The sequence below is a fragment of the Pseudonocardia sp. EV170527-09 genome (assembly GCF_008369905.1).
GTDB lineage: Bacteria > Actinomycetota > Actinomycetes > Mycobacteriales > Pseudonocardiaceae > Pseudonocardia.
Window position 1 is genome coordinate 1 of record NZ_VRMC01000093.1, and the last position, 22357, is coordinate 22357.

Genomic DNA, 22357 nt, shown 5'->3' on the forward strand with positions numbered 1-22357 from the left:
TCCGCGGGAACTGCGCCAACAGAGCCCGCACCTGCGGCTCGACCGCATCAGCCAGCGAACCCCGCGGGCCCCGTTCCCGCCGCGGTGGGCCCGGCGCCCGCAGCGCCGAACGCACCGTGTTCCGCGCGACTCCCAGCCGGCGGGAGATCTCCTTGATCGGGACACCCTCCGCCCGATGCAGACGACGGATCTCGGACCAGTCCTCCACCGACAACACCCCCTCAGCGTCGCCCAGAAGGGGTCAATCCCAATCCGACGTCAGGGGGTCAGTCTCAGGCCGTCGTCGACACTGGACATCACATCTACGCGTTGCTCGGCCGCAACGGCGCCGGCAAGTCCACCACGTTCCGGGTGCTGCTCGGCCTGCGCCGGCCGCGGTCGGGCTCGGTCACGCTGTTCGGCGAGCCGTGGCGGCACACGATGCTCGCGCGGGTCGGGGCGACCCTCGACGGTCCGGCGCTCTACGGCCATCTGTCCGCCGCGGAGAACCTGCGGGTGCACGCCCTGCTGACCGGCACCTCCCGGAGCCGGGTCGAGGAGGTGCTCGACCTCGTCGGGCTCTCCGGCACCGGCCGTCGTCGGGCGTCGCGGTTCTCCACCGGCATGCGGACCCGGCTCGCGCTCGGCATCGCCCTGCTGACCGACCCCGAGCTGCTGCTGCTCGACGAACCGCAGAACGGGCTGGACCCGGAGGGTGCGGTCGAGCTGCGAGAGCTGATCCGCGGTCTCGCCGCGCGGGGACGGACCGTGCTGCTGTCCTCCCACCAGCTCGGCGAGGTAGCCCGCACCGCCGACGACGTGGGTGTCCTGTCCGGCGGGCGGCTCGTGCACGAGGGGCCGCTGGCCCGCCTCGCGCCCGACGGCGAGCTGGAGCGCGCCTACTTCGCCCTGACCCGCGGGACCGGGCCGGAGGTGCCAGCGTGAGCGTGCTGCGGGCGGAGCTGCTGCGGACCCGGCGCAGCACCCCCGCGTACCTGCTGTGGGTGGGGCCGGTCGTCGCGCTGCTGTCGGTCGCCGGGCAGCTGCTGGTGTCGCGGCAGCGGAGCTGGTCGTCGCTACTGATGTGGCACGTCGGGTACGTCACCGCATTCGCGGCGGTCCTGGTCGCGCTGCTGGTGGCGTTCGTCGAGCGGCGGGAACGGCGCTCACGCGGCGGCGGGACCAGGTGGCGGGCGACCCGGCCGTCGGCGACGCGGGCGGCCCGGCTCGTCGTCCTGGCGGGGCTGTCGCTGGCGGCGTCGCTGCTGGTGTTCCTGCCCTACACACCGGCCGGGATGGTGCTCGGGTTCGGCGCCCCGCCGCTGGCGGTGCTCACCTCGGCGGCGCTGCTGGTGTGGGCGGGGGGCCTGTGCTGGCTGGTCGCGGCGACGGCGGCGGCCCGCCTGCTCGGGCCCTGGCCGGTCGTCGGGCTGGGTGTCGCCTGGCAGGTGGTGGGGACCGTGTCCGCGGAGTCCGACACATGGTGGCTCGTGCCACCGGCCTGGGCGGTGCGCCCGGTGCTGCCGCTGATCGGCGTCCACTTCAACGGGGTCCCGCTGGAACCGGGCTCGCCGGTGTGGTCGCTGCCGTGGTGGCCGCCGGTGCTCGCCTCGGTGCTGCTGGCGGCGGTCCTCGTCCCGGCGGCGGTGTCCGGGCCGCTCCGGCCCGGCCCGGTCATCGCGGTGGCGACGTCACTGCGCCGCACCGCGATCGGCCCGCTGGCCGGGGCGGCGTTGCTCGTACTGGTCGCGGTGGCGGTGGTGTACCCGGTGCAACGAGTGGTGGCGGTCTTCGGGCTCGCCGTCCTGCCCGGTGGCTCGGCCGCGCTGGCGATCCTGGCGTGGCAGGCACAGGAACCGGCGTGGCGGGTGGTGCTCACCCGCGGCGCCCACGCACCGCGGGACCTACTCGCCGTGCTGGGAGCGGTGGTGGTCGTCGTGACGGTGGTGGTGGCAGGTCTGCTCGTCGTGGCCGGCGCCCCGGTCGGGGACGCGGCGCTGCATCTGGCCGTCGCCGTTCCGCTCGGGTGGGCGGTGCTGGCGGTGACGCTGTGGTTGCAGGTGCGGCTGCACGTCGCGGTCGCGGCGGTGGCCGGGCTGCTCGGCGTCACCGGTGGTGTGTTGTTCGGCGGGAGCGTCCTGGCCGCGACACCGTTGTGGCTGGCCGGACCCGCGGCCTGGGCCCTCTCCGCGACGACGCCGGACCGGGCCGCCCTCGCCGTGGCGGTGTCGCTGGCGGTCGCCCTCGTGGCAGGCGCCGGCTTCGTCCGGACCGCGTCGCGCGGATGAGACCGCGGCGGGCCGTCACGGTCCCAGGTCACGCACGACGGTGACGGCGGCGGGACCGGATGGCCCCGCCGCCGTCAGCACCGTCGTCAGGGCCGACGTCAGCGCCGCCGTCAGGGCCGTCTCAGCCCTTCACGCACAGCACCGTGCGCAGCCGGTGCTCCACCCGGACCAGGTCGGTCTGCTGCGCCATGACCGTGTCGAGGTCCTTGTACGCGCCGGGGATCTCGTCGATCACACCGGCGTCCTTGCGGCACTCGACGCCCTCGGTCTGGGCCTGCAGGTCGGCGACCGAGAACTGCCGGCGCGCCGCGCCCCGCGACATGCGGCGCCCGGCCCCGTGCGAGGCCGACCGGTAGGCCTGCTCGTTCCCCAGCCCGGACACGATGAACGACCCGGTACCCATCGAGCCGGGGATGATCCCCTTGCGGCCTCCCTCGGTGGAGATGGCGCCCTTGCGGGTCACGATGAGCTCGACGCCGTCGTAGGTCTCCTCGGCCACGTAGTTGTGGTGGCAGGACACCTCCGGCTCGAAGCCGATCGGGCGGCCCAGCGACCGGACCAGTGCGGCCTTGAACAGCTCGATCATCACCCTGCGGTTGAGCCGCGCGTACTCCTGCGCCCACTGGAGGTCGGCCCGGTAGGCGGCCATCTGCGGGGTGCCGGCGAGGAACACGGCCAGGTCGCGGTCGGGCAGCTCCTGGTTGTGCGGCAGCGCCTTGGCCTTCTCGATGTGCAGGTTGGCCAGGATGTTGCCGATCCCCCGCGACCCGGAGTGCAGCATCAGCCAGACCCGGTCGTCACCGTCGAGGCAGAGTTCCACGAAGTGATTTCCGCCCCCGAGCGAGCCGAGCTGCTGGTGTGCCTTGCCGCGCAGCTTGTCCTCACTCGTCCAGGACGCGTCGCGCAGATGGTGCAGCTGGTCGAAGCCGCGCCAGAACCCGGCCCAGTCGAGCTCGTCGTCCATCCCGAGGCGGGCCAGGTCCGGGCCGTCGCGGTGCCCGGCCCGGCCGACCGGGACGTCGCGCTCGATCTGGGCGCAGACCCGCGACAGCGAGTCCGGCAGGTCGGAGGCGGTCAGGTCGGTCCGCACCGCGGACATGCCGCAGCCGATGTCGACGCCGACCGCTCCCGGCGACACGGCGTCGCGCATTGCCACCACCGAGCCGACGGTCGCGCCGTAGCCCTGGTGGACGTCGGGCATGACGGCGACCCCGTGGGTCCACGGCAGTGCCGCGCAGTTGCGCAGCTGGGTCAGTGCGCCCGGCTCGACGGTCTCCGGGTCCGTCCACAGACGAACCGGCGCCGCGGTGCCGGTGAGGGTGTACACGCCTCGACTCCTTCTCGTTCGTCCCGCGGCCGTGTGCCACGGGAGGAACGAGGATCGCCGATCGGGGGTGTCCCCGGCGAGCGGGTTTCGCAGGCCACGACATCCACCTCACACCCCGCGACCTAGACTTCACTCACGGATCGGGCACCGTCCCGGCCGGTGAGCGGAGGATCGGGGATGACGGCTGTACGGCGGCCAGGACTGCTCGTCCCGGCGGTACTGGCCCTGCTCCTGGTGGCGGGCTGCGGCAGCTCGCTGGCGACCCAGCCGAGCTCGTTCCGCCCGGTCACCACGACCCAGAACCGTCCCTCCAGTCCGTTCTGCGACGCCGTCGAGGCCAGCCGCACCGCGACCCAGCCGTTCAGCGGGGTGGGCATCGGCCGTTCGATCTCCGACGTCGGCGAGGTCACCGCGAACGTGCGGCGGGCGAACCAGCAGGTCACCTCCCTCGCACCGCAGGAGATCCGCGCGGACTTCGAGCGGGTGGACCAGCTCGTCGAGCGTCAGCTGGCGCTGCTGGAGGCCAACGGCGGGGACACCCTCGCCGTCGCCCGCGACCCGGGGATCGCCCAGGAACGGACGGACCCGGAGTACCAGGCCGCCGCACAGCGGATCCGGGACTACGTCCGGTCGACCTGCACCTGACCGTCGACGACCGCCGGTGCGGTCCGCCGCCACCCGAGGTAGCGGTCGGCCTCGACCAGCAGCGCCCCACCCAGCCACATCGCGACGATCGCGTCGTCGCCGAGGCCGAACACGGTCAGGAACGCCTCGGGCACCAGGTCGACCGGCGACACCAGGTAGGCCAGCGCGGCCAGGAACAGGGCGACCCGGCCCCGGCCCAGGTGCGGGTAGGTGCCGCGCCAGGCGTCGCCGACCATGGCGGGCAGCGCCCGGAACCGTTCGACGGGTCCGGGCTCGCCGGGGCGGCCGCGACGGGTGAGGGCACGGAAGAGCGTCGCGAACGCGGCCGTGCGGCCGGCGCGGCGACCTGCGGTGGCACTCGCTGCAGTCATGTCCGCTCCAACGCACGGCTCGCCCCGGTCGTTCCCGGCGAAACGGTCACGTCACACCGGGGACGACCCGGGGCGGTCGCGCCGTCCAGGGTCAGTGCGGGTCGGTGCGAGGCCAGCGCGGGTCAGTGCGAGGCCAGGTAGATGTCGCGCAGCACCCCGGCCTCGGTGCTCATCTCGGCCAGCCGCTGCTTGACGACGTCACCGATGCTGATCATCCCGACGAGCCGCCCGCCGTCGACGACGGGCAGGTGGCGGTGCCGCCAGCGGTTGATCAGACCCATGGCGTCGGCGAGCGAGTCCTCCGGCGAGCAGGTCACGACGTGCCGGCTCATGATGTCGCCGACGGTGAGGTCGAGCAGGCCGGCGCCGTCGGTGGCGAGCCGGCGCACGATGTCGCGTTCGGAGACGATCCCGTCGACGCGTTCGCGACGGCCGTCGTCGGAGACGACGAGCGCGCCGATCGCCGGCGGGCCGGCGAGGCGGGTCGCGGCCTCGGCGATGGTGTTCCACGACAACACGGTCTGCACCGTGTCGCCCTTGATCCGCAGGATGTCCGACACCTTCATGGAACTCTCCCTTCGACGGCCCTATTGTTGCGCTTGCGCAGTAGTTGTGCAATGGCAAAGATTGATCGACGCAACGGTCAGCGCGGGGTAAAGATCGCTGGTGAGGGAGGTGGACGGGGATGACCGACACGGACGACCGAGATCGGGATCACCCGGACGGCGCGGCGGTGGAGGCGGGCCTGGCGCTCGCGCGCGCGTTCACCGGCATCAGCGTGCGCGCGGTGGCGGCGGCCGGGGGCACCGTGACCGTGCCCCAGCTGCGGGTCCTCATGCTGATCGCCGAGGCGGGGCAGACCAACGTCGCCGCGGTCGGGCGCGAGCTCGACGTCCACCCGTCGAACGCCACCCGCGTCCTCGTCCGACTCGGCCGGGCCGGCCTGGTCGACCGTCGACCCGACCCGGAGGACCGACGACACCTGCTCGTCGAGCTCACCCCGGCCGGACGGGAGCTGATCGGCGAGATCGACGCCCACCGGCGCGCTGCGGTCGCCGACCTGCTGGACCGGGTGCCGCCCGAGCGACGGGCGGGTGCGGCGGAACTGCTGGGCGCGCTGGCCGACGCGGCAGGCCCGCCGACGCCCCCGACCTCGGCGCACCGGACCGCCGGCCAGAGCTGAACCTGCCGGGCTTCGCCCTGATGCGGGTGCGCGCCGAACTCGGCTGCCGCCGACCCGCAGCGACCCGGGTCGGACCGCGCCGTACCACCCGACTGCGACCTACCGGCTGCGGCGTGGACGACGGACCCGCCGCACCACCAGCACCGCCCCCACTCCGGTGGCGACGACGCTGCCGACGTAGGGGACGGCGGCCCGAGCGATCCCCCCCCCCGCCCGTCCGACGAGCGCCGCGCGCCGTGCCGCCAACCCCTCGCCGAGCCGGTCCAGGCTCGCCCGCAGCTCACGCGCGGCCTCGACGACCTGGTCGTCGCGGCCGTCGGACCGTGCGGAGAGCCGGTCCCGCAGCTGCTCGGCGGAGACCTCGCTGAGGTCGATCTCCTCGGCCGTGTCCTCCGGTGCCTCGCCGGCCGGACCGGCCCCTGCGTCGTGACGCCCCACGGATCCCCCTCACGTCCGGCGGGCCGCCCGCCGACCCGCCGGGACAGTGAACCCGCCGCGGGCCGCCCCGCGCACCCTCAGGAGATTCCTGGGCAGTCCATGTTGCATCGGCGAGCAGTCGCGATATATCGTGATGGCACACGAGCCGATCGAAGAGGGAGGCTCACGACGAGAGGACCACGCGTCATGACCACGCACGACATGTTCCGGAGCCCGTTCGGGCCCCGCACCCACCGACACCCCCGGGGCCACCGCGGCGCCGGGTTCCCCTGCGGCCCGGAGGAGGCAGCCATGCACGACACCCCCGACTTCCACGGCGACGACCGTGACGACACCCGCCACGAGGGCGGACCCGGCCACCGCCGGGGCCGCACCCGCGGCCGAGGACGTGGCCCTGACGGGCGGGGCTTCGGCCCCGGTGGGCCGTTCGGCCCCGGCGGCCCCTTCGGCCCGGGCGGGTTCGGGCCCGGCGGCTTCGGCCCCGGTGGCTTCGGCCCGGGTGGGCATCGCGGCCGCCGCGGCAAGCGTGCCCGCGGCGACGTGCGCACCGCGGTGCTCGCGGTCGTCGCCGACGGCCCGCGGCACGGTTACGAGATCATCCAGGAGATCACCGGCCGCTCCGGCGGGCAGTGGAAGCCGAGCCCCGGCTCGGTCTACCCGATGCTGTCCCAGCTGGAGGACGAGGGTTTGGTGCGTTCCGAGCAGACCGAGGGCCGCAGGGTCGTGCACCTGACCGAGGAGGGCACCCGGCACGTCGAGGAGCACCGCGCCGAGCTCGACGCGGTGTGGGCGCCGTTCACCGAGGACGCCGAGGAGGCCGAGTCCGACCCGGCGACCGGTCTGGTCACCGAGCTCGGCCGGCTCGCCGCCGCCGCGCGGCAGGTCGCCGAGGCCGGCTCCGAGGCGCAGGTGGCGTCCGCGACCGAGGCGCTGACCGAGGCGCGCAAGGCGCTGTACCGGCTGCTCGCCGAGTGAGGCTTGCCGAACGAGCAGACCACACCGAGTGAGGCCCGCCGAACGAGCAGACCACACGGTGTGAGGCTTGCCGAACGAGCAGGTCGCACGGTGTGAGACCCGCCGGACGAGCGGATCGCACCGGGTGAGCAGCTCGCCCGGCGGGGACGGGGGCGGGACCGATCGGGTCCCGCCCCCGTCGTCGTCTACCGGACCGGTCTCCGGCGCCGGTTGCGGCGCAGCGCCTCCCGGAGCGGCGGGACGACGGTGCCCTCGGCGGCCATGACCCGGCGGGCCTTGCGTCGCGCGAGGACGACCGCGACGGCGGTCAGTGCCCAGATCGGGAACTGCACGAGCCAGGCCAGCCGGAACGCCTCGGGGGTGTAGCCGCCGGACATGCTGAGCACGAGCCCGACCAGCAGCGTGGTGGTGAGCGAGGCGGTGAACCCGCCGACGTTGACGATCCCGACGGCGGTACCGCGCCGATGCGCGGGGTTGGAGGTCCGGGCGTAGTCGAAGCCGACCGCGGAGCAGGGGCCGTTCGCGGCGAGCACCACCACGAGCAGCACGAGCAGCCACAGCGGCGCGGGCGGCGGGACGAGCAGCACGACCGTCCACACCAGCGCGGTCGCGCCGATGACCGACAGCACGAGCCAGGACCGGCGCAGCGGGTGGCGGGCGGTGAACTCGCCGAACACCGGCCCGACGACGGCACCGACGAGGACGAGCAGGGTCAGCATGACCGACGCACCGGCAGGGCTCATCCCCTGCCCGGCGACGAGGTAGGGCACGCCCCAGAGCAGCGCGAACACCAGGCCGGAGAACTGGGTGCCGGCGTGCGACCAGAGCCCGAGCCGGGTGCCCGGGTGGGCCCAGGCGCCCGTGAGGCCGTCGAGGACCTCGCGGGGGCTGCTCGCGGGCGCCGGGGCGGGGCTGCCGGGCGGGCGGTCGCGGAACACGGCGAGCACCGCGACCGCGGCGACGACACCGATCCCGGCGGCGGACAGGAACGCCGTCGTCCAGCCGTAGGCGTGCAGGACGGTGGCGAGCGGGATCGCGGAGAGCACCTGACCGAACTGGCCGAGCAGGGCGGTGACCTGTGTCATCAGCGGAACCCGGCGCGGCGGGAACCAGGTGGACAGCACCGACAGCACCGAGATGAAGGTCAGGGCGTCGCCGACGCCGACGAGCACCCGAGCGGCGACGGCCAGCGGCAGCGAGGTGGCGACGGCGACGAGCACCTGCGCCGCGGTCATGGTGACGGCGCCGGCGAGCACCATGGTGCGGGCGCCGAAGCGGTCGAGGAGCAGCCCGACCGGAACCTGGAGGGCGGCGTAGACGAGCAGCTGCAGGACGAGGAAGCCGGCCAGCACGGTCGGGGACGCATCGAACCGGTCGGCCGCCTCCAGTCCGGAGACGCCGAAGGAGCTGCGTTGCAGCACCGCCACGACGTAGGCGAACAGACCGACGGACCAGACGAGGTAAGCGCGACGTGACGAGTGCATGACGAACGGCCATTCTGGTCCATCCCGGCTGTCCGGGGTGTCCCGGCAGGGCCGTGTCACACGGGGTCGGTGGTCACATGGTGACCGGGCAGCCGGTGGGGGGCTCCGGATAGGGTCGCGGTGCACGCCACGACTCGGAGGACGCCGGTGCTCGATCCCGCTCAGCTGTACCAGGTCGACCCGGCCGCGCCGGCTCTCGACGAGCCGGTCCTGATCGTCGTGCTGGACGGGTTCGTCGACGCCGGCAACGCGGGTGCGCTCGCGGTCGGCGCACTGACCGACGAGCGCGAGGCGGTCCGGGTGGCCCGGTTCGACGTCGACCAGCTCGTGGACTACCGGTCGCGACGCCCGCCGCTGCGGTTCGAGACCGACCGCTGGGCCGACTACGACCCGCCGGAGCTCGACGTCGTCGCGCTGACCGACACCGGGGACACGCAGTACCTGCTGCTCGCCGGTCCGGAGCCGGACATGCAGTGGGAGCGGTTCGTCGCCGCGGTCGGGCTGCTGGTCGAGCAGCTCGGGGTCCGGCTGGTGATCACGTTGCAGGGCATCCCGATGGCCGTGCCACACACTCGTCCGATCGGGGTGACCGCGCACGGCACCCGCCCGGAGCTGGTGGAGGGCCACACCCCGTGGTTCGCGACCGCCGACGTCCCGGGCAGCGCGGCCGCGTTGCTGGAGTACCGCCTCGGGCAGGCCGGACAGGACGTGGTGGGCTACGCCGTGCACGTGCCGCATTACCTGTCGCGCTCGGCGTACCCGCAGGCCGCGCGGGTGCTGTTGGACCACGCGGGGCTGTCGGCGGGGCTCTACCTGCCGACCGAGACGCTGACCCGTGCCGCCGAGCAGGCGGAGTCCGAGATCGCCGAGCAGATGGCGGGGTCGGAGGAGGTCGGGCAGGTCGTCTCGGCGCTGGAGGAGCAGTACGACCAGGTCGTCGCGGCCCGGGAGTCCGGTGACCTGCGGGACGGTCTGGAGGGCGGCGAGCTGCCCAGTGGCGACGAGCTGGCCGCGGAGTTCGAGCGGTTCCTCGCCGGCGGGGGCGACGACAAGCCCGGTGGGAAGTCCGGCGACGACGAGCCGCCGCACGAGCCGCCGGCTCCCCCGCTGCCGCCCGCGACCTGACCGGTCCACCGCTGGCGGTTCAGCCGCCGAGCGCGAGGGCGTGCTGCACCCGGCCCCGGCCGCCGGGGCCGCGCAGCACCGCCTCGACCCAGCAGCCGACCGGCCGGGCCGCGAGCCCGGCCGCGGCCGCGGCCAGCCAGGCGTCGTGCACGGCGAGGCCGGCCCGGACGTGCTGGGCGACGGTGTCCGGGCCGGGGTCGACGTCCCCGGTGACGACGAGCAGCCCGCCGACGCCGGTGAGGTCCGGCAGCCCGCAGGCCCGCCGGGTCAGCGCGGCCAGCAGCGGGTGGCCCGCGCCGAGCACGGCGGCGTGCTGTCCCGCGCCGAGCCGGGTCCGGGCGACCCCGTCGAGTCCGGGGTCGGCGACCGGGGGGCGCAGGTTCTCGAACGGCGCCGAGCGGCGCGCACGGAGCACCGCCGCCGGGTGCGGGTCCGCGCTGGCGCCCAGCCCGACGGCGTCGTCCGGGCCGGGGCCGGTCGTGAGCACGACGCGGGAACGGGCGCCGTCGGGGACGAGGTGGGCCGTGCGCGGCCGGCGCAGGGTCGCTGCGGCGGCGAGGACGGCCGCGGCCGCGTGGCCGAGGTCGAGCAGCAGCACCAGCAGCGAGCGGGGGCCGTAGCGCCACACGGTCCGCTCGGGGACGAGGTCGAGGACGACGTCGGTGTGGCCGTCCGGTTCGGCACGGTCCGTGGCGGCACGGTCCGGGGTCGCGGGTCCGCCGTCGAGGGCGTGCGCGAGCGGGTCGTGGACACGGCCGCCGACCCGGGCGTCGACCGGGTAGCGGCCGCCCGCCGAGGGCACCCGGCGCAGCCGCACCCCGCCGACGACCCGGTCGGGGTCGGCGGCGAGCGACAGCGCGAGCAGCGCACCGGTGCCGTCACCGTCGCGGGCCAGGGGCACCGGCCGGGTCGCGGTGGCCGCCTCGGCGGGGCGGGTGGTGTGGTCGGTGGGGCCCGGGTCGGCACCGGACCAGGCGAGCCGGAACGCCGCGGCGGGGTCCTGGATCGGCGCCGTCACAGGAACGGCGGCGGGCAGTGCACCAGCCCGTCGGGCCCGGCGGCCGGGTCGAGGTCGAGGCCGTGGGCGCGGGCGGTGTCGCGCCAGCGGGGCAACCCCCAGTAGCGGAACGCGGCGGGCGCGTTCGGGACGAGCCCGGTGGCGCAGGTGCGGACCACCCGCCACGGGGTCTCGGCGACGTCGGGCGTGGTGAGGTCGACACGGGCGATGCGGTGCCCGTCGGCGAGCAGCGCCGCGGTCAGCGACGCGAGGTCACCGGCGGGGCCGGTGCGCAGCGGGCCGTGGGTCGCGGGCGTGGTGAACCGGGGCAGGTGCTCCTCCTGGACGCGGGGGTCGAGCCACACCTGCACCTGGGCGCCGAGGTCGCGGACGGCGGCGTAGCGCTCGCCCGCGTCGTCGCGGTAGTGGCGGTCGGCGCGGTGGTCGAGGTAGAGGCCGCGGGCGAGGACCCCGGCGTCGATCGAGGCGTACACCCAGCCGTCGGGGTCGAGCAGGCCGCGGGTGAAGACCCAGGTGTGCACGGCCTCCAGCACCGCCTTGGTGGCGGCCTCGGCGGCGTCGAAGCGGGCGGCGCCGCCCCCGGCGACGATCCCGGTCTCCGGGTCGACGACGACGGCCCCGACCACGGCGGCCGGGTACTCGGTGGGCAGCTCGACGAGGTGGACGTCGAACGCGGCCCCGGCCAGCGCGGCGTCGAGCCCGGGGACCGAGGCCAGGTCGATGCCGTGGGAGGGCAGGCCGAGGTGCCACCAGCGTTCCAGCGCGTCACGTTCGACGAGCTCGAGCAGGCCGCGGCGGTGGGCGTCGGTGGCGCCGGCGCCGGTGGCGATGCCGGCGTAGTTGAGGTGGTGGAAGCGGGGCTCGTCGCGGCGGGCGCCGCTGTGGTGGTTGAGCAGCGCCCAGGAGGCGGGCAGCCAGGTCGGTTCCCCGTCGGCCTCGACGCCGGCGATCCAGCGGATCGGCAGGTCGTCGGTGAAGCGCAGGTAGGGGCGTCCGTCCTGCCAGGGCGCGAGCAGCGGCAATTCCTCGGGGCCCCAGCACCGGTCTCCCGCGGCGCGCAGCTCCGCGGCCGTGGTCAGCGGCAGGTCGCGCGGGACGCGGTTGCCGCAGTAGCGCTCGACCGCCTCGCCGAGCGCGGCGGTGCGGGCGCCGTCGCGGTCGCCGAAGGTGGTGCCGAGGCTGACCCGGTCCGCGGGCCAGGCGCCGAGCCGACGCGCGTCGGACACCTCCGCGGTGACGGCGGTGTAGGCCGCGGGCAGCCCCGGGACGGGGGCGACGTCGACCAGCCGGCGGACGATCCCGCTCAGCGGGTCGACCAGCGCCTCCACCGGCAGTACGGGAACGGTCGGTGCCGTCACAGGGTGACCTCCTCGGGGATGGCGGCCGCGGCGACCTCGTCGCGGCCGGGTCGGACGTGCGGCAGGTCCAGCCGCAGTGCGTGCACGGTGCGGTGGTCGGCGCGCAGTTCCGTCGCGTGCGCCGGGTCCTGCCCGGTGTGCGGGTTGCGGGCGTGCGCGGGCCAGTGGTGCCCGGCGATCTCGACGCGCAACCGGTCGCCCTCGTCGAGCGCGGCACCGACCGGCGGGGTGGTGACGACGACCTCCCGCGGTGCCGGGCCGCGCCGGCGGTGCACGGCGGTGACCAGGTCGTGGCTGCGCAGCCCGATCCGCACGACCCAGTCGGCGTCGGGGGCGTCGGTGTCACCGGTGACGGTGACGACCAGCGGCCCGGCGAGTGCACCCGCCGGCAGCGGTGGGGTGTGGGCGACGACCCGGTCGCCCCGGTGGGCGTCCGGCCCGGGGTCCGGGGCGGCGGGGACGGGCGCGCCCGGCGGCCGGGACCGCACCGGCCGCTCCGGGTCCGCGACGAACGCGACCGGGAACCCACCGGACGGGACGGCGTCGACCGCGAGCATCGGGCCGTCACCGGCGCGCACCCACCGCCCGCTCTCCCCCACCGCGACGAGTGCGCCGCGCCCCCGCGGTGGGCTCCCGACCGCGGCGCGGGCCCAGGCGGCGTAGACCGCGCCGATCCGCCGTCCGGCCAGGACGGCGCCGGGGGCGGAGGCGTCGAGCTCGTGCCCCCACGGCCCGAGGACGAGCCGGGACGGCCCGCCCCAGCGCCGGGCGAGCTCCCGGGTGCGGGCGGCGAACGGGTCCGCGGTGCCCCCGACGGCGAGCAGGGGCATCGCGGCCCGCGCGATCCCGTCCCACAGCCAGGGCGTCTCCTCGGGTGCGTCCCACAGCTCGGGCCAGCCCGTCGGGGCCGGCGTCAGCGCCGCGGTGACCGGCAGCGTCGCGGCCGCCGACGGGGCGACGCGCGGAGCACCCGCACCGTGTCCGGGTCCACCGTGTTCGGACCACCAGCCGATCCGGCAGGCCAGCCGGGCGGCACCGCCGGGTTCGCGGGCGGTCTCCCCGGGCCCGAGCGCGGGGACCGCGGCGAGCACCCCGCACACCTCGGGGTCGGCGAGGGCGCCGGCGACCGCGCAGTGCGCCCCGTAGCTCGCGCCGGCCAGCACGATCCGCCCGTCGCAGCCGGGGATCGCGCGCAGGGCGGCGAGCACGGCGACGCCGTCGTCGGTCTCGTGGGCGTAGGGCCGGAACTCCCCCGTCGAGCCGCCGCGGCCCCGGACGTCGACGACGAGGCAGCCGAACCCGTGCGCGGCCCAGCCGCGGGCCTCGGGCAGCAGCCGTTCGCGGCCGTAGGGGGTGCGGACGAGCACGGCGGGCCAGGTCGCGGCGGTGGGGCGGACGAGGGTGGCGGCGAGCCGGACGCCGTCCGCGCCGGGCAGGTCGAGCTCGGTCAGGTGGGGCCCGGTCAGGTCCGGCGCCGTCGGGTCCGGCTCGGTGAGGTCGGGCCCGGTCACGGCGCGCTGTCGGGCACCGGCAGCAGCGCGTGGTCGGCGATCGCGGCGGTGTCGAGGTCGACCACCCGCAGACGGCGTCGTGCCGGCAGGGCTGCCGGCACGAGGTCGCCGGTCGCGGGGGTGTCGTGGCCCGCGATCCACGCGCGGACGTCGGCGGCGAGCAGCGCGGCCAGCAGGGCGTGGTCACCGGGACCGGTCGGGGCGTCGGGGGCGGCGTCCCAGTAGGCGAGCAGGTGCGGGTGCCCGGATCCGGCCGCGGCGAGCCGGCGGGCACGGACGTCGGCGTGCCCGGCGTCGCCGGGGTGCACGGCGGGGGGTTCGAGGATGCCGTGCCGTCCTTCGACGGCGAGCCGGAACCAGGCGGTCCCGTGCGCGGGCAGGGTGTCCAGCGCGGTCCAGGCGGCCGGCGCGGGCCCGTCCGCGACGGCGCACACCGCATCGGTGCCGATACCAGTCTCAGTATCAGTCTCAGTGCCGGTCTCGCCGACGAGCACTGCGGCGAGGGAGTCCAGGTCCCGGCGCCGGACCTGCACCCCCGGCCCGGCGAGCGCGGCGGCGACCGCGTCGGCCAGCGCACCCCGCCCGGCGACGGTCACGGTGGCGGTCCGCGGCGGCGGGGTCTCGTCCAGGTAGCCGGCCGCGGCGAACGCGCCCCGCTCGGGGTCGAGCCCCGGCGGCGGCACCGGGTCGGCGCCGTCGAACCAGCGGGTGAGTGCCTCGACCGTGCCGCGCGGCAGGTCGACCCCGCGCAGCCGGCCGGACGCCTCCCGCAGCGCCGAGCCCCGTCCGGGGACCTCGAAGACGCTCACGCCCGGTCGCAGTCGTTCCACTGGCACTCCCTGGTCCGTCGGTCGGTCACGGCAGACCGCGGGCCCGGCACCGTCTCCGGTGCCGGGCCCGCGGCGGGTGTCACTCCTGCTCGGCGGCCTGCTCGGTCGCGAACGGGTTCTCGACGAGGGCGTTGGAGTGGCTCGCGGAGTTGTGCGGCAGGGCGCGCTCGGCCTCGAGCTCGGTGAAGATGTCCTTCATCGTTTTCTCCTCCAGTGGGTGACATCGTCCGGTTCCGGACCATCACATCCTGGTCACAATCGACATCGATTTTCAACAGTGGCGCATCTCTCGTCGCGGCTATTGGAGATGACTCTCGTTTCACACTATGGTTCGCGCAACCCCGACGGAAGGACCTCGTGAGCGAGACGGCCCCGACCGCCCCCGCGCAGGAACGCACCGATCTCCGCCGCTACCTCACCGCCCGCGTCGTCGCGGTCGCCGGGTCGCTGGTCGCGGCGGTCGCGCTCCCCGTGCTCGTCTACCGGCTGACCGGCTCACCCGCGTGGACCGCGGCGATCGCGACCGCGGAGGCGCTGCCGTACCTGCTGTTCGGGCTGTTCGCGGGCGCGCTGGCCGACCGGGTCGACCGCAGGCGGCTGATGGTCGGCGTCGACCTGGCGTGCGGGCTGGTGCTGGCAGGGATCCCACTCGCGTGGTGGGCGGGAGTGCTCACCCCGTGGCAGGTGCTCGGCACGGCGGTCGCGGTGCAGACCGGCTTCGTCTTCTTCGACGCCGCGAACTTCGGCGCCCTGCCCACGCTGGTCGGCCCGGACCGGATCACCGCGGCGTTCTCCACGCTCTACGGCGCGACGACCGTCGTCGAGCTGCTCGTGCCGCCGCTGGCCGGGCTCGCGGTCGCGACACTGGCCCCGGCCGGGTTGCTGTCGGTCACCGCGCTCACCGCGGTCGCCTCCGCGCTGTTGATCCGCTCGATCGCCGGGAGCCTGTCCCCCGGGCCCGGCACCCGCGCACCGACCCGGATGCTCGCCGACGTCCGCGAGGGCCTGTCGATGTTGTGGGGCAACCCGGTCGTGCGCACCCTGACCCTCGTCGGCGCCACTCAGGCCGTTGCGGGCGGCGCCTGGCTCGCGATGACCGTCCCGTGGGCGGACCGGGTGCTCGGCATCCGCGCCGACGGCGACGCCCGGCTCGGCCTGCTGTTCGCCTGCTGGGGCGTCGGCGGGCTGGCCGCGGCCCGGCTGGTCCCCCGGCTGTCGGAGCGCTGGGGCGGGGCCCGGCTGGCGCTGGCCGGGCTGCCGGTGTCACTGGCCTGCGCGGTCGCCGTGGTCGCGGCGACGCACTGGGTCCCTGCGCTGCTCGCCGCCACCGCGTTCGGGGCGGCCTACTCGACGGTCGTGCTCAACGCCGTCACCTACCGGCTGCAGGTCACCCCCGAGCACGCCCGCGCCCGGGTCTCGACGACGGCGCGGATGCTGTCCTGGGGCCTCGGCACCCCCGCCGGCGCGGCGCTGGCCGGGGTGGTGGCGACGACACCGGCCGGCCCGCGCGGTGGGCTGGCGGCCGGGGCCGCGGTGCTGGCCGCCGGGGTCGCGTTGGCCTGGCTCACGCCGCCGTTGCGCCGGGCCGCCCGCGGCTGACCGGACGACCCCGTCCGGGACACCCCGGCCCGGCGCCGGGAGCACCGATCCCGACGCGCGCCCGACCGGCGAGATGCACGTTTCCGCCCTCGCAGGGGCGGAAACGTGCACGTCGCTGCACCGACGACCCGCCCGGAAGTGGCGCCCCGGTCGTCGGCGCGCCACGCCCGGCAGGGTGGGTGGGCCGTCAGGCGCTGACGGGCCGGCCCGGGGTGGAGTCCAGGTAGCTGCAGGTCAGGCGCCCCTCGTGGGTCGAGACGACCCCGCGCACCCCGAACACCTCGGCCAGCAGCCCCTCGTCGACGACGTCGGCGGGCGGCCCGTCGGCGTGCACCCGCCCGTCGCGCAGCGCGACGATCCGGTCCGCGCACCGCGCGGCCTGGGCCAGGTCGTGCAGCACCGCGACGACGGTCAGCCCGCGCTGCACCTGCAGCTCCCGGACGAGGTCGAGCACCTCCAGCTGGTGACGCACGTCGAGGTAGGTGGTGGGCTCGTCGAGCAGCAGCACCGGGGCGTCCTGGGCCAGGGCGAGCGCGATCCGCACCCGCTGGCGCTCCCCACCCGACAACAGCTCGACCGGGGTGTCGGCCCACACCTGGGTGCCGGTCGCCGCCAGCGCGTCGGAGACCGCGGCGTCGGCACCTCCGCCGAGCATGCCCAGCGGCCCGCGGACCGCGTAGCGGCCCTGGGCGACGAGTGCCCGCACGGTGACCCCGCCCAGCGGCGGCAGTGCCTGCGGGAGCACCGCGACCCGCTTCGCGACCTCCCGGCGCGGGGTCCCGGCCAGCGGCCGGTCGACCAGGTGCACGGAGCCCGCATCGGGCCGGTGCAACCCGGCGAGCACCCGCAGCAGCGTCGTCTTGCCGCAGCCGTTGCGCCCCACCAGAGACAGCCACTGTCCGCGGCCCACCGCCAGGTCGATGCCGTCGAGCACGGTGCGCCCGTCGAAGCGCACCGTCACCCCCTCGGCCCTGAGCACCGTCACAGCGCACCTCCCACCGTCGTGCGGGACCGTCGGCGGACGATCCCGATGAGCACCACCGCGCCGGCGACCGCCGTCACCGCTCCCGCGGGGACCCCGATCGGCCGGTCACCGGCCGGGGCGAGCGCGGTCAGCAGCTGGGCGACGACGTCGGCCGCGGCGACCGTCCCGGCCCCGGCCAGCGCCGCCGCGGGCACCAGCAGCCGCGGATCGGCCGCGCCCCGCGACCCGAGCACCGCCCGGGCCAGGTGCGGGGCGAGCAGCCCGACGAACGCGAGCGCCCCGACCGCCGCGACCGCCCCGCCGGTGGCGAGCACGGCCAGCAGCACCGCCGCCGAGCGCCACCCGGACACCGCGAGGCCGACGCCGCGGGCGTGGTCGTCGTCGACGCCGAGCACGGCGAGCACCGGGCCGAGCAGCACCGCGAGGACCACTGCGGTGAGCGCGACCGGCCACAGCGCGTCCCAGTGCTCCCAGCCGCGGCCGTTGAGCGAGCCGACCAGCCACCGCACCATCGACCCGGCCAGCTGCGGGCGGGCGGTGAGCAGCAGCAACGTCGTCCCACCGAGCACCGCCGACACCAGCACCCCGACGACGGCGAGGCGCAGCGGGTCCGCGGTGCCCGGCCCGGCGGCCCGGCCGGCGAGCAGCCACAGCACACCGCCACCGAGGGTCCCGCCGAGCAGCGCCACGACGAGCACACCCAGCGGGGTGCCGACCGGGCCGCCGAGCACCGTCCCCAGCACCGCGCCGAGCACCGCGCCGGACCCCACCCCGGTCACCTCCGGCGAGGCGAGCGGGTTGCGCAGCACCGCCTGCAGGACCGTCCCGGCGACGCCGAGGCAGGCACCGGCCGCGAGACCGACCAGCACCCGCGGCATCCGCAGACCCACGACGAGGTCGGTGGCCAGCGGGTCCGCGGTCCCGGCCAGCGCCGCGAGGGCGGTGACGGGACCGACCGCGGTGCCGACCAACAGCCCCGCCAGGGCCGCGGCCGCGGCGGCCGTCCCGAGGAGGGCGAACCGGGACGCGACCGTCGCGACCCGGCCGACCGTCCCCCGCCCGGCCGGCCGGTTCACCGGGCCACCACCGCGCCGGGACGGGCCGTGCGGGCGGCCCGCGGACGTCGCCACGCCAGCAGCAGCCCGCCCGCGACGAGCGCGACCCCGGCGGTGAACCCGCCCACCGGCAGCTCGACCGGGTACAGCACGGTGCGGGCCAGCAGGTCCGCGACGACGACCACCGCCGCCCCCGCCCCGGCGCAGCCCACCGCGCACGGCAACGGCCGGGCCGCCGGGTGCAGCGCCCGCACCAGCTGCGGGGCGAGGAACCCGACCCAGGCGACCGGCCCGGCCGGGCCGACGACGGCGGCGACGAGCAGGCAGGCCACCCCCAGCACCGCGGCCCGGGCCGCACCGGTGCGCAGTCCGAGTGCCGCGGCGGCGTCGTCGCCGAGCCGCAGCGGCCCCAGCAGCGGCAGCACCGCGACGGCCGCGACGAACGCGACCGCCAGCGCGGGCAGCACCGGGGTCACGGCGGCCCAGGTGGTGCCGGTGAGCGACCCGAGCAGGTAGCGCACGAGCACGCCCTGCTCCGTGGACCCGGTCATCGCGACCGCGGCGAGCAGCAGCGCCTGCAGCGCCGCGCCCACCCCGGCGCCGATGAGCAGCACCGCGGCCGGGCCGACGGCGCCGCGGATCGCGAGCAGGGTGAGCCCGCCCCCGACGACGGCCCCGACGACCGCGGGCAGCAGCGGCGCGAAGGGCACCGCGACCCCGGTGACGATCGTGATCGCCACCGCCGCGGCCGCCCCGGAGGAGACCCCGAGCAGCTCGGGGACGACGAGCGGGTTGCGCAGGCCGTCCTGCAGGAGCAGCCCGGCCAGCCCGAGCGCCGCGCCGGTGAGCACGCCGAGCACGAGCCGCGGCACCCGCAGCTCGGTGACCACGACGTGCTCGACCCCGCCCGCAGCCGCCAGCACGGCCGGGAGCCGGTGCGGTGCGACGGCCGGGGTGCCGGTCCCGAGGACCAGCACGGCGAGCAGCACCGCCCCGAGCGCGGCGGCGAGCAGGACCAGGAGCCGTCTCACCGCCCGGGGACCACGGCCAGCGACTGCTCGACCATCGCACCGAGGCTGCGGGTGCCGCGCCCGCTGCCCCACAGCCGCGGGTCCATCTCGTGCACCTGGCGTGCCTGCACGGCCGGGACCTGCTGCCAGACCGGGTTGTCGGCGAGCTGGTCGGTGAGGGTGCGGTCGGCGGAGGAGAACAGCAGCGAGAACGCGAACACGACGTCCGGGGCCTGGGCGAGGATCTCCTCGACGCTGTAGGTGCTGGCGGTCTCGACGTCGGCGCCACGCGGGACGAACGGGTAGTCGTAGAGCGTCGCGAGCAGGTTCCCGTTGACGGTGTCGGTGGTGTCGACGCCGATCGTGTCGGCGCTGCCGTACATCAGCAGCACCTTCCGATCGGCCTTGCCGGTGGCGCGGGCCTGCTCGACACCGTCGGCCAGGGTGGTGCGGAAGCGATGCTCCCCGGCGGTGGCCTCGGCGGTGCGGCCGGTCAGCGACCCCAGGTTCCGCAGGTAGCCGACCGACTCCTCCCAGGTGGTGGGCTGCACCAGCCAGAGCGGGGCGAACCGCTCGATCGCCGCGCGCAGCGGCTCGTGCACACCGCCGAGCCCCATCACGAGGTCGGGACGCAGCGCGGCGATGGACTCGACGTCCTCGCTGCCGAAGCTGCCCTTCACCGTCGGGACCTGCGCGGCGCGGGCGCCGAGCAGCACGGGGTTCTTCAGCAGGGCCGGGGTGGAGGTGCCGGCCGGGGTGAGGCCGAGCTCGACGACCATGTCGTCGCACAGGCCGGTCAGGCAGACGATGCGCTTCGGCGGGGCCGGCACGGTGACGGTGGTGCCACGGGGGTCGGTGACCGACAGCGCGGGCTCCAGCGGAGCGACGTCGCGGCTGACGGCGGGCCGGTCGGCGGGCGTCTGCGGGGCGGGTGCGGCCGACCCGCCGCAGCCGGCGAGCAGCAGCGCGACCACCGCGACCGGCAGCACCGCGGCGACGCGGGAGACCCGGGCCGCGGTGGACCGGGCGGATCGGCACGAGGCGGCGGCTCGGGCCGCGGCGGGCTGGTCGCCCGCACCGGCGGGCACGGGACGGGGGTCCGGGTGACAGCTCATCGCGCACCGGCCAGGTCGCGTCCGGCCCGCAGGTCGCGCAGCGCGGCGGCGTCGCGGAGCAGGGAGGCGGCGGTGTCGCCGGGGACGAACTCCAGCAGCACCTCGGTGTCGGTGCCGTCCTCGCGGGACTGGGCGGAGAGCTCGGCGAGCACCGGGGCCCACAGGTCGGCGCGGTCGGCGAGCGGCAGCCGCTCGGTGTAGCCGTCGGCCCCCCAGGAGAACGCGTGCACGGTCCGCGGGCGCAGCGCGCGGACCTCGGCCAGGCAGGCGTCGGTGTCGGGCAGCTCGCGCGGCTGCCAGTGGGTCACCAGGGCCGGGTGGTCGACCTCGGCACGCAGCGCCAGCGCGGTGTCGAGCCCGTCGGTGAGGGACTCGACGTGGTGCTCCACCAGCAGTCCCATCCCCTGCTCGGCGACGGCGTCGGCGCAGCGCCGCAGCGCGTCGACCGTGGCGGCGCGCTCGGCGGGCGACACGTCGGCCGAGGCCGCGGTCCCGGCCCAGACCCGTACCCGCGGGGCGCCGAGCTCGGCCGCCGTCGCGACGACGGCGGCGAACGCGTCGGGGTCCGACGCCCCCGCCTTGTGGTAGCTGCCGTAGGTCCCGATCCGCAGCCCGGCGCCCGCGCACGCACCGCGGGCCGCCGACGCCGCGGCCCGGTCACCGGGACGGACGTGCCGGTCCCCGGCCCACTCCACGACCTCGGACCCGGCGTCGACCGCCAGGCGCACGACGTCCGGTACGGATCTCTCACGGAAGGTGACCGACGCCAACCCCAGAAGCAGCATGGTCGGTAACCGTAGTCATTGTCGTTTGCGCGAGCCAGCGACGTACGTCACCCGGTGTCCGATTTCTCCTAGAGCAGGTCGAGCCCGGCCGCCACGACCGTGTCCGCGTCGAGCCCGTGGTGGGCGTAGACCGAGGCCAGGTCGCCGGACTGCCCGAAGCGGTGCACGCCCAGGTGCGTCGCCGGGACCCGGTTGACCCCGGCGAGGAACGCGAGGGTGTGCGGGTGCCCGTCGAGCAGGGTGACCAGCGGAGCGGCCCGGCGCGCGGGGAACGCCGACTCCAGGATCCACGGTTCGGCCTGTGGTCGGGCGGGGCGCCCGGCGCGGGCCTGCAGCGCGTCGAACAGCAGACCCGGGCTGGTCACCACGACGACGTCGACGTCGTGGCCGAGCTCGGCCAGCCGGTCGGCGGCGGCGAGCGCCTCGGTCGTCGGTGCCCCGGCCACCGCGATGGTCAGCGCGGGTGTGCCCGCGGCGCGGCGCAGCGGGTAGGCCCCGGCGACCACCTGGCGACGACGCCGCTCGCGCGCGGCCGGGTCGGCGGGGACCGCCGCGAGGCTCTGGTCCACCGGCCGCGTCGACAGGCGCAGGTAGGCGCTGGTGCCGTCCGGGCGGCCGAGCCGGGCCAGCGACGCCAGCAGTGTCCACTCGGTGTCGATCGCGAACGCCGGCTCGTAGGTCACGCAGCCGGGCTGCTCCAGCCCGACCGACGGCGTCGTCACCGACTGGTGGGCGCCGCCCTCGGGGGCCAGCGACACCCCGGACGGGGTGCCGACCAGGATCGACTGCCCGCCGGCGTAGATCCCGAACGACCACGGCTCCAGCGCGCGCTCGACGAACGGGTCGTAGAGCACCCCGATCGGCAGCACCGGACGGCCCCAGCGCGACCAGGTGGCGCCCAGCTCCCCCAGCGCCCCGACCAGGTTGCCCTCGGCGATCCCCAGCTCCAGGTGCTGACCGGTGGGCCGCTCGCGCCAGTGCAGGATCGTCTCGGGGTCGTCGTCGAACCAGTCCTTGCGCTCCGCGGTGGACCAGACGCCGACCTTGTTGGGCCTGTGCAACGAACGGTGGTTCCGGCCCGACACGCCGGACCTCAGCGTCCGGCGGGATGGGCACTGTGAGTGATGACATCAGACCCTATGGGCTCTGCTGAGAACGAGACGGGTTCGGGTCGGCGGTTCTCGCCCGAGCAGGCCGCCGCAGCGGCGATGGTGGCCGACGCCCGAGCGCGGGGGCTGGAACTGACCGGCCCGGACGGCTTGTTGAAGCTGTTCAC

At 76.2% G+C, this 22357-nt stretch carries 23 protein-coding genes and 1 pseudogene; 7 read left to right on the top strand and 17 right to left on the bottom strand.

Features of this window, described 5'->3' with window-relative positions; genetic code table 11:
• On the bottom strand, positions 1-217 hold a 217-nt coding region (locus FVA95_RS23050), incomplete at its 3' end, for a sigma factor-like helix-turn-helix DNA-binding protein (protein WP_193564260.1).
• 92 nt (positions 218-309) lie between these two features.
• On the opposite strand from FVA95_RS23050, the gene FVA95_RS23055 reads away from it, so the two are divergent.
• Together FVA95_RS23055 and FVA95_RS30955 are read left to right on the top strand one after the other, a co-directional pair.
• Positions 310-924: an ATP-binding cassette domain-containing protein gene (locus FVA95_RS23055; protein ID WP_205015948.1), complete on the top strand. Its 615-nt coding sequence runs from the start codon at positions 310-312 to the stop codon at positions 922-924.
• Positions 921-2267 carry a hypothetical protein gene (locus FVA95_RS30955; protein ID WP_161992398.1) on the top strand — a complete coding sequence of 449 codons (1347 nt, stop codon included), beginning with the start codon at positions 921-923 and terminating at the stop codon, positions 2265-2267. The genes FVA95_RS23055 and FVA95_RS30955 overlap by 4 nt, the downstream gene beginning before the upstream one ends.
• A gap of 121 nt (positions 2268-2388) precedes the next feature.
• Here the strand turns inward: FVA95_RS30955 and FVA95_RS23065 are convergent, their stop codons facing one another.
• On the bottom strand, positions 2389-3594 hold the full coding sequence (locus FVA95_RS23065; protein WP_149666019.1) for an RtcB family protein: 1206 nt from the start codon (positions 3592-3594) through the stop codon (positions 2389-2391).
• Positions 3595-3771: 177 nt separating this feature from the next.
• Here FVA95_RS23065 and FVA95_RS23070 point away from each other — a divergent pair, with 177 nt between their 5' ends.
• The gene (locus FVA95_RS23070; RefSeq protein WP_149666020.1) at positions 3772-4239 is read left to right on the top strand and encodes a hypothetical protein; all 468 of its coding nucleotides are present in this window, start codon (positions 3772-3774) and stop codon (positions 4237-4239) included.
• On the opposite strand, the gene FVA95_RS23075 is transcribed toward FVA95_RS23070, so the two are convergent.
• Together FVA95_RS23075 and FVA95_RS23080 are read right to left on the bottom strand one after the other, a co-directional pair.
• Positions 4215-4610, bottom strand: coding sequence for a YkvA family protein (locus FVA95_RS23075; RefSeq protein ID WP_020624642.1), 396 nt, complete (start codon positions 4608-4610; stop codon positions 4215-4217). The genes FVA95_RS23070 and FVA95_RS23075 overlap by 25 nt on opposite strands.
• Positions 4611-4732: 122 nt before the next feature.
• A complete protein-coding gene (locus FVA95_RS23080) occupies positions 4733-5176 on the bottom strand; it encodes a CBS domain-containing protein (RefSeq protein ID WP_149666021.1) in 444 nt (147 codons plus the stop codon).
• Positions 5177-5295: 119 nt separating this feature from the next.
• On the opposite strand from FVA95_RS23080, the gene FVA95_RS23085 reads away from it, so the two are divergent.
• Complete coding sequence (locus tag FVA95_RS23085) at positions 5296-5793, top strand: MarR family winged helix-turn-helix transcriptional regulator (protein WP_149666022.1); 498 nt, start codon at positions 5296-5298, stop codon at positions 5791-5793.
• A gap of 99 nt (positions 5794-5892) precedes the next feature.
• Here FVA95_RS23085 and FVA95_RS30960 read toward each other — a convergent pair whose 3' ends face one another.
• Positions 5893-6231, bottom strand: a complete 339-nt coding sequence (locus FVA95_RS30960) for a hypothetical protein (protein ID WP_161992399.1) — start codon at positions 6229-6231, stop codon at positions 5893-5895.
• 186 nt (positions 6232-6417) lie between these two features.
• Here FVA95_RS30960 and FVA95_RS30965 point away from each other — a divergent pair, with 186 nt between their 5' ends.
• Positions 6418-7206 (top strand): PadR family transcriptional regulator, encoded by a 789-nt coding sequence (locus FVA95_RS30965; protein ID WP_161992400.1) that lies wholly within the window; start codon positions 6418-6420, stop codon positions 7204-7206.
• A gap of 185 nt (positions 7207-7391) precedes the next feature.
• Here FVA95_RS30965 and FVA95_RS23100 read toward each other — a convergent pair whose 3' ends face one another.
• Positions 7392-8690: a nitrate/nitrite transporter gene (locus FVA95_RS23100; RefSeq protein ID WP_149666025.1), complete on the bottom strand. Its 1299-nt coding sequence runs from the start codon at positions 8688-8690 to the stop codon at positions 7392-7394.
• Positions 8691-8837: 147 nt separating this feature from the next.
• Between FVA95_RS23100 and FVA95_RS23105 the strand changes: the two genes are divergently transcribed.
• Positions 8838-9815 (top strand): proteasome assembly chaperone family protein, encoded by a 978-nt coding sequence (locus FVA95_RS23105; RefSeq protein WP_020624380.1) that lies wholly within the window; start codon positions 8838-8840, stop codon positions 9813-9815.
• Between the two features lie 19 nt (positions 9816-9834).
• On the opposite strand, the gene FVA95_RS23110 is transcribed toward FVA95_RS23105, so the two are convergent.
• The 5 genes from FVA95_RS23110 to amiA form a co-directional block, all read right to left on the bottom strand.
• A complete protein-coding gene (locus FVA95_RS23110) occupies positions 9835-10833 on the bottom strand; it encodes a hypothetical protein (RefSeq protein WP_149666026.1) in 999 nt (332 codons plus the stop codon).
• Entirely contained in the window at positions 10830-12191 is a 1362-nt protein-coding gene (locus FVA95_RS23115; RefSeq protein WP_240051676.1) for a YcaO-like family protein, read from the bottom strand. The genes FVA95_RS23110 and FVA95_RS23115 overlap by 4 nt, the downstream gene beginning before the upstream one ends.
• Positions 12188-13702, bottom strand: coding sequence for a CocE/NonD family hydrolase (locus FVA95_RS23120; protein WP_149666027.1), 1515 nt, complete (start codon positions 13700-13702; stop codon positions 12188-12190). The genes FVA95_RS23115 and FVA95_RS23120 overlap by 4 nt, the downstream gene beginning before the upstream one ends.
• Positions 13699-14511, bottom strand: a complete 813-nt coding sequence (locus tag FVA95_RS23125) for a hypothetical protein (protein ID WP_240051677.1) — start codon at positions 14509-14511, stop codon at positions 13699-13701. Before FVA95_RS23125 ends, FVA95_RS23120 begins: the two co-directional genes overlap by 4 nt.
• A 100-nt stretch (positions 14512-14611) precedes the next feature.
• Positions 14612-14731, bottom strand: coding sequence for a streptamidine family RiPP (gene amiA, locus FVA95_RS33540; protein WP_020625778.1), 120 nt, complete (start codon positions 14729-14731; stop codon positions 14612-14614).
• 158 nt (positions 14732-14889) lie between these two features.
• Here amiA and FVA95_RS23130 point away from each other — a divergent pair, with 158 nt between their 5' ends.
• Positions 14890-16131, top strand: a complete 1242-nt coding sequence (locus FVA95_RS23130) for an MFS transporter (protein ID WP_149666029.1) — start codon at positions 14890-14892, stop codon at positions 16129-16131.
• Between the two features lie 187 nt (positions 16132-16318).
• Here the strand turns inward: FVA95_RS23130 and FVA95_RS23135 are convergent, their stop codons facing one another.
• From FVA95_RS23135 to FVA95_RS23160, 6 genes and pseudogenes are all read right to left on the bottom strand, one after another.
• Entirely contained in the window at positions 16319-17116 is a 798-nt protein-coding gene (locus FVA95_RS23135; RefSeq protein WP_149666030.1) for an ABC transporter ATP-binding protein, read from the bottom strand.
• A complete protein-coding gene (locus tag FVA95_RS23140) occupies positions 17113-18192 on the bottom strand; it encodes an iron ABC transporter permease (protein WP_149666034.1) in 1080 nt (359 codons plus the stop codon). The genes FVA95_RS23135 and FVA95_RS23140 overlap by 4 nt, the downstream gene beginning before the upstream one ends.
• The gene (locus tag FVA95_RS23145) at positions 18189-19202 is read right to left on the bottom strand and encodes an iron chelate uptake ABC transporter family permease subunit (RefSeq protein ID WP_240051678.1); all 1014 of its coding nucleotides are present in this window, start codon (positions 19200-19202) and stop codon (positions 18189-18191) included. The genes FVA95_RS23140 and FVA95_RS23145 overlap by 4 nt, the downstream gene beginning before the upstream one ends.
• On the bottom strand, positions 19199-20296 hold the full coding sequence (locus tag FVA95_RS23150) for an ABC transporter substrate-binding protein (RefSeq protein WP_149666031.1): 1098 nt from the start codon (positions 20294-20296) through the stop codon (positions 19199-19201). Before FVA95_RS23150 ends, FVA95_RS23145 begins: the two co-directional genes overlap by 4 nt.
• Positions 20293-21081 (bottom strand): sugar phosphate isomerase/epimerase, encoded by a 789-nt coding sequence (locus FVA95_RS23155; protein WP_149666032.1) that lies wholly within the window; start codon positions 21079-21081, stop codon positions 20293-20295. The genes FVA95_RS23150 and FVA95_RS23155 overlap by 4 nt, the downstream gene beginning before the upstream one ends.
• Before the next feature lie 68 nt (positions 21082-21149).
• Positions 21150-22130, bottom strand: a pseudogene (locus FVA95_RS23160) (pyruvate dehydrogenase); the annotation flags it as partial.
• Positions 22131-22357: the final 227 nt, after the last annotated feature.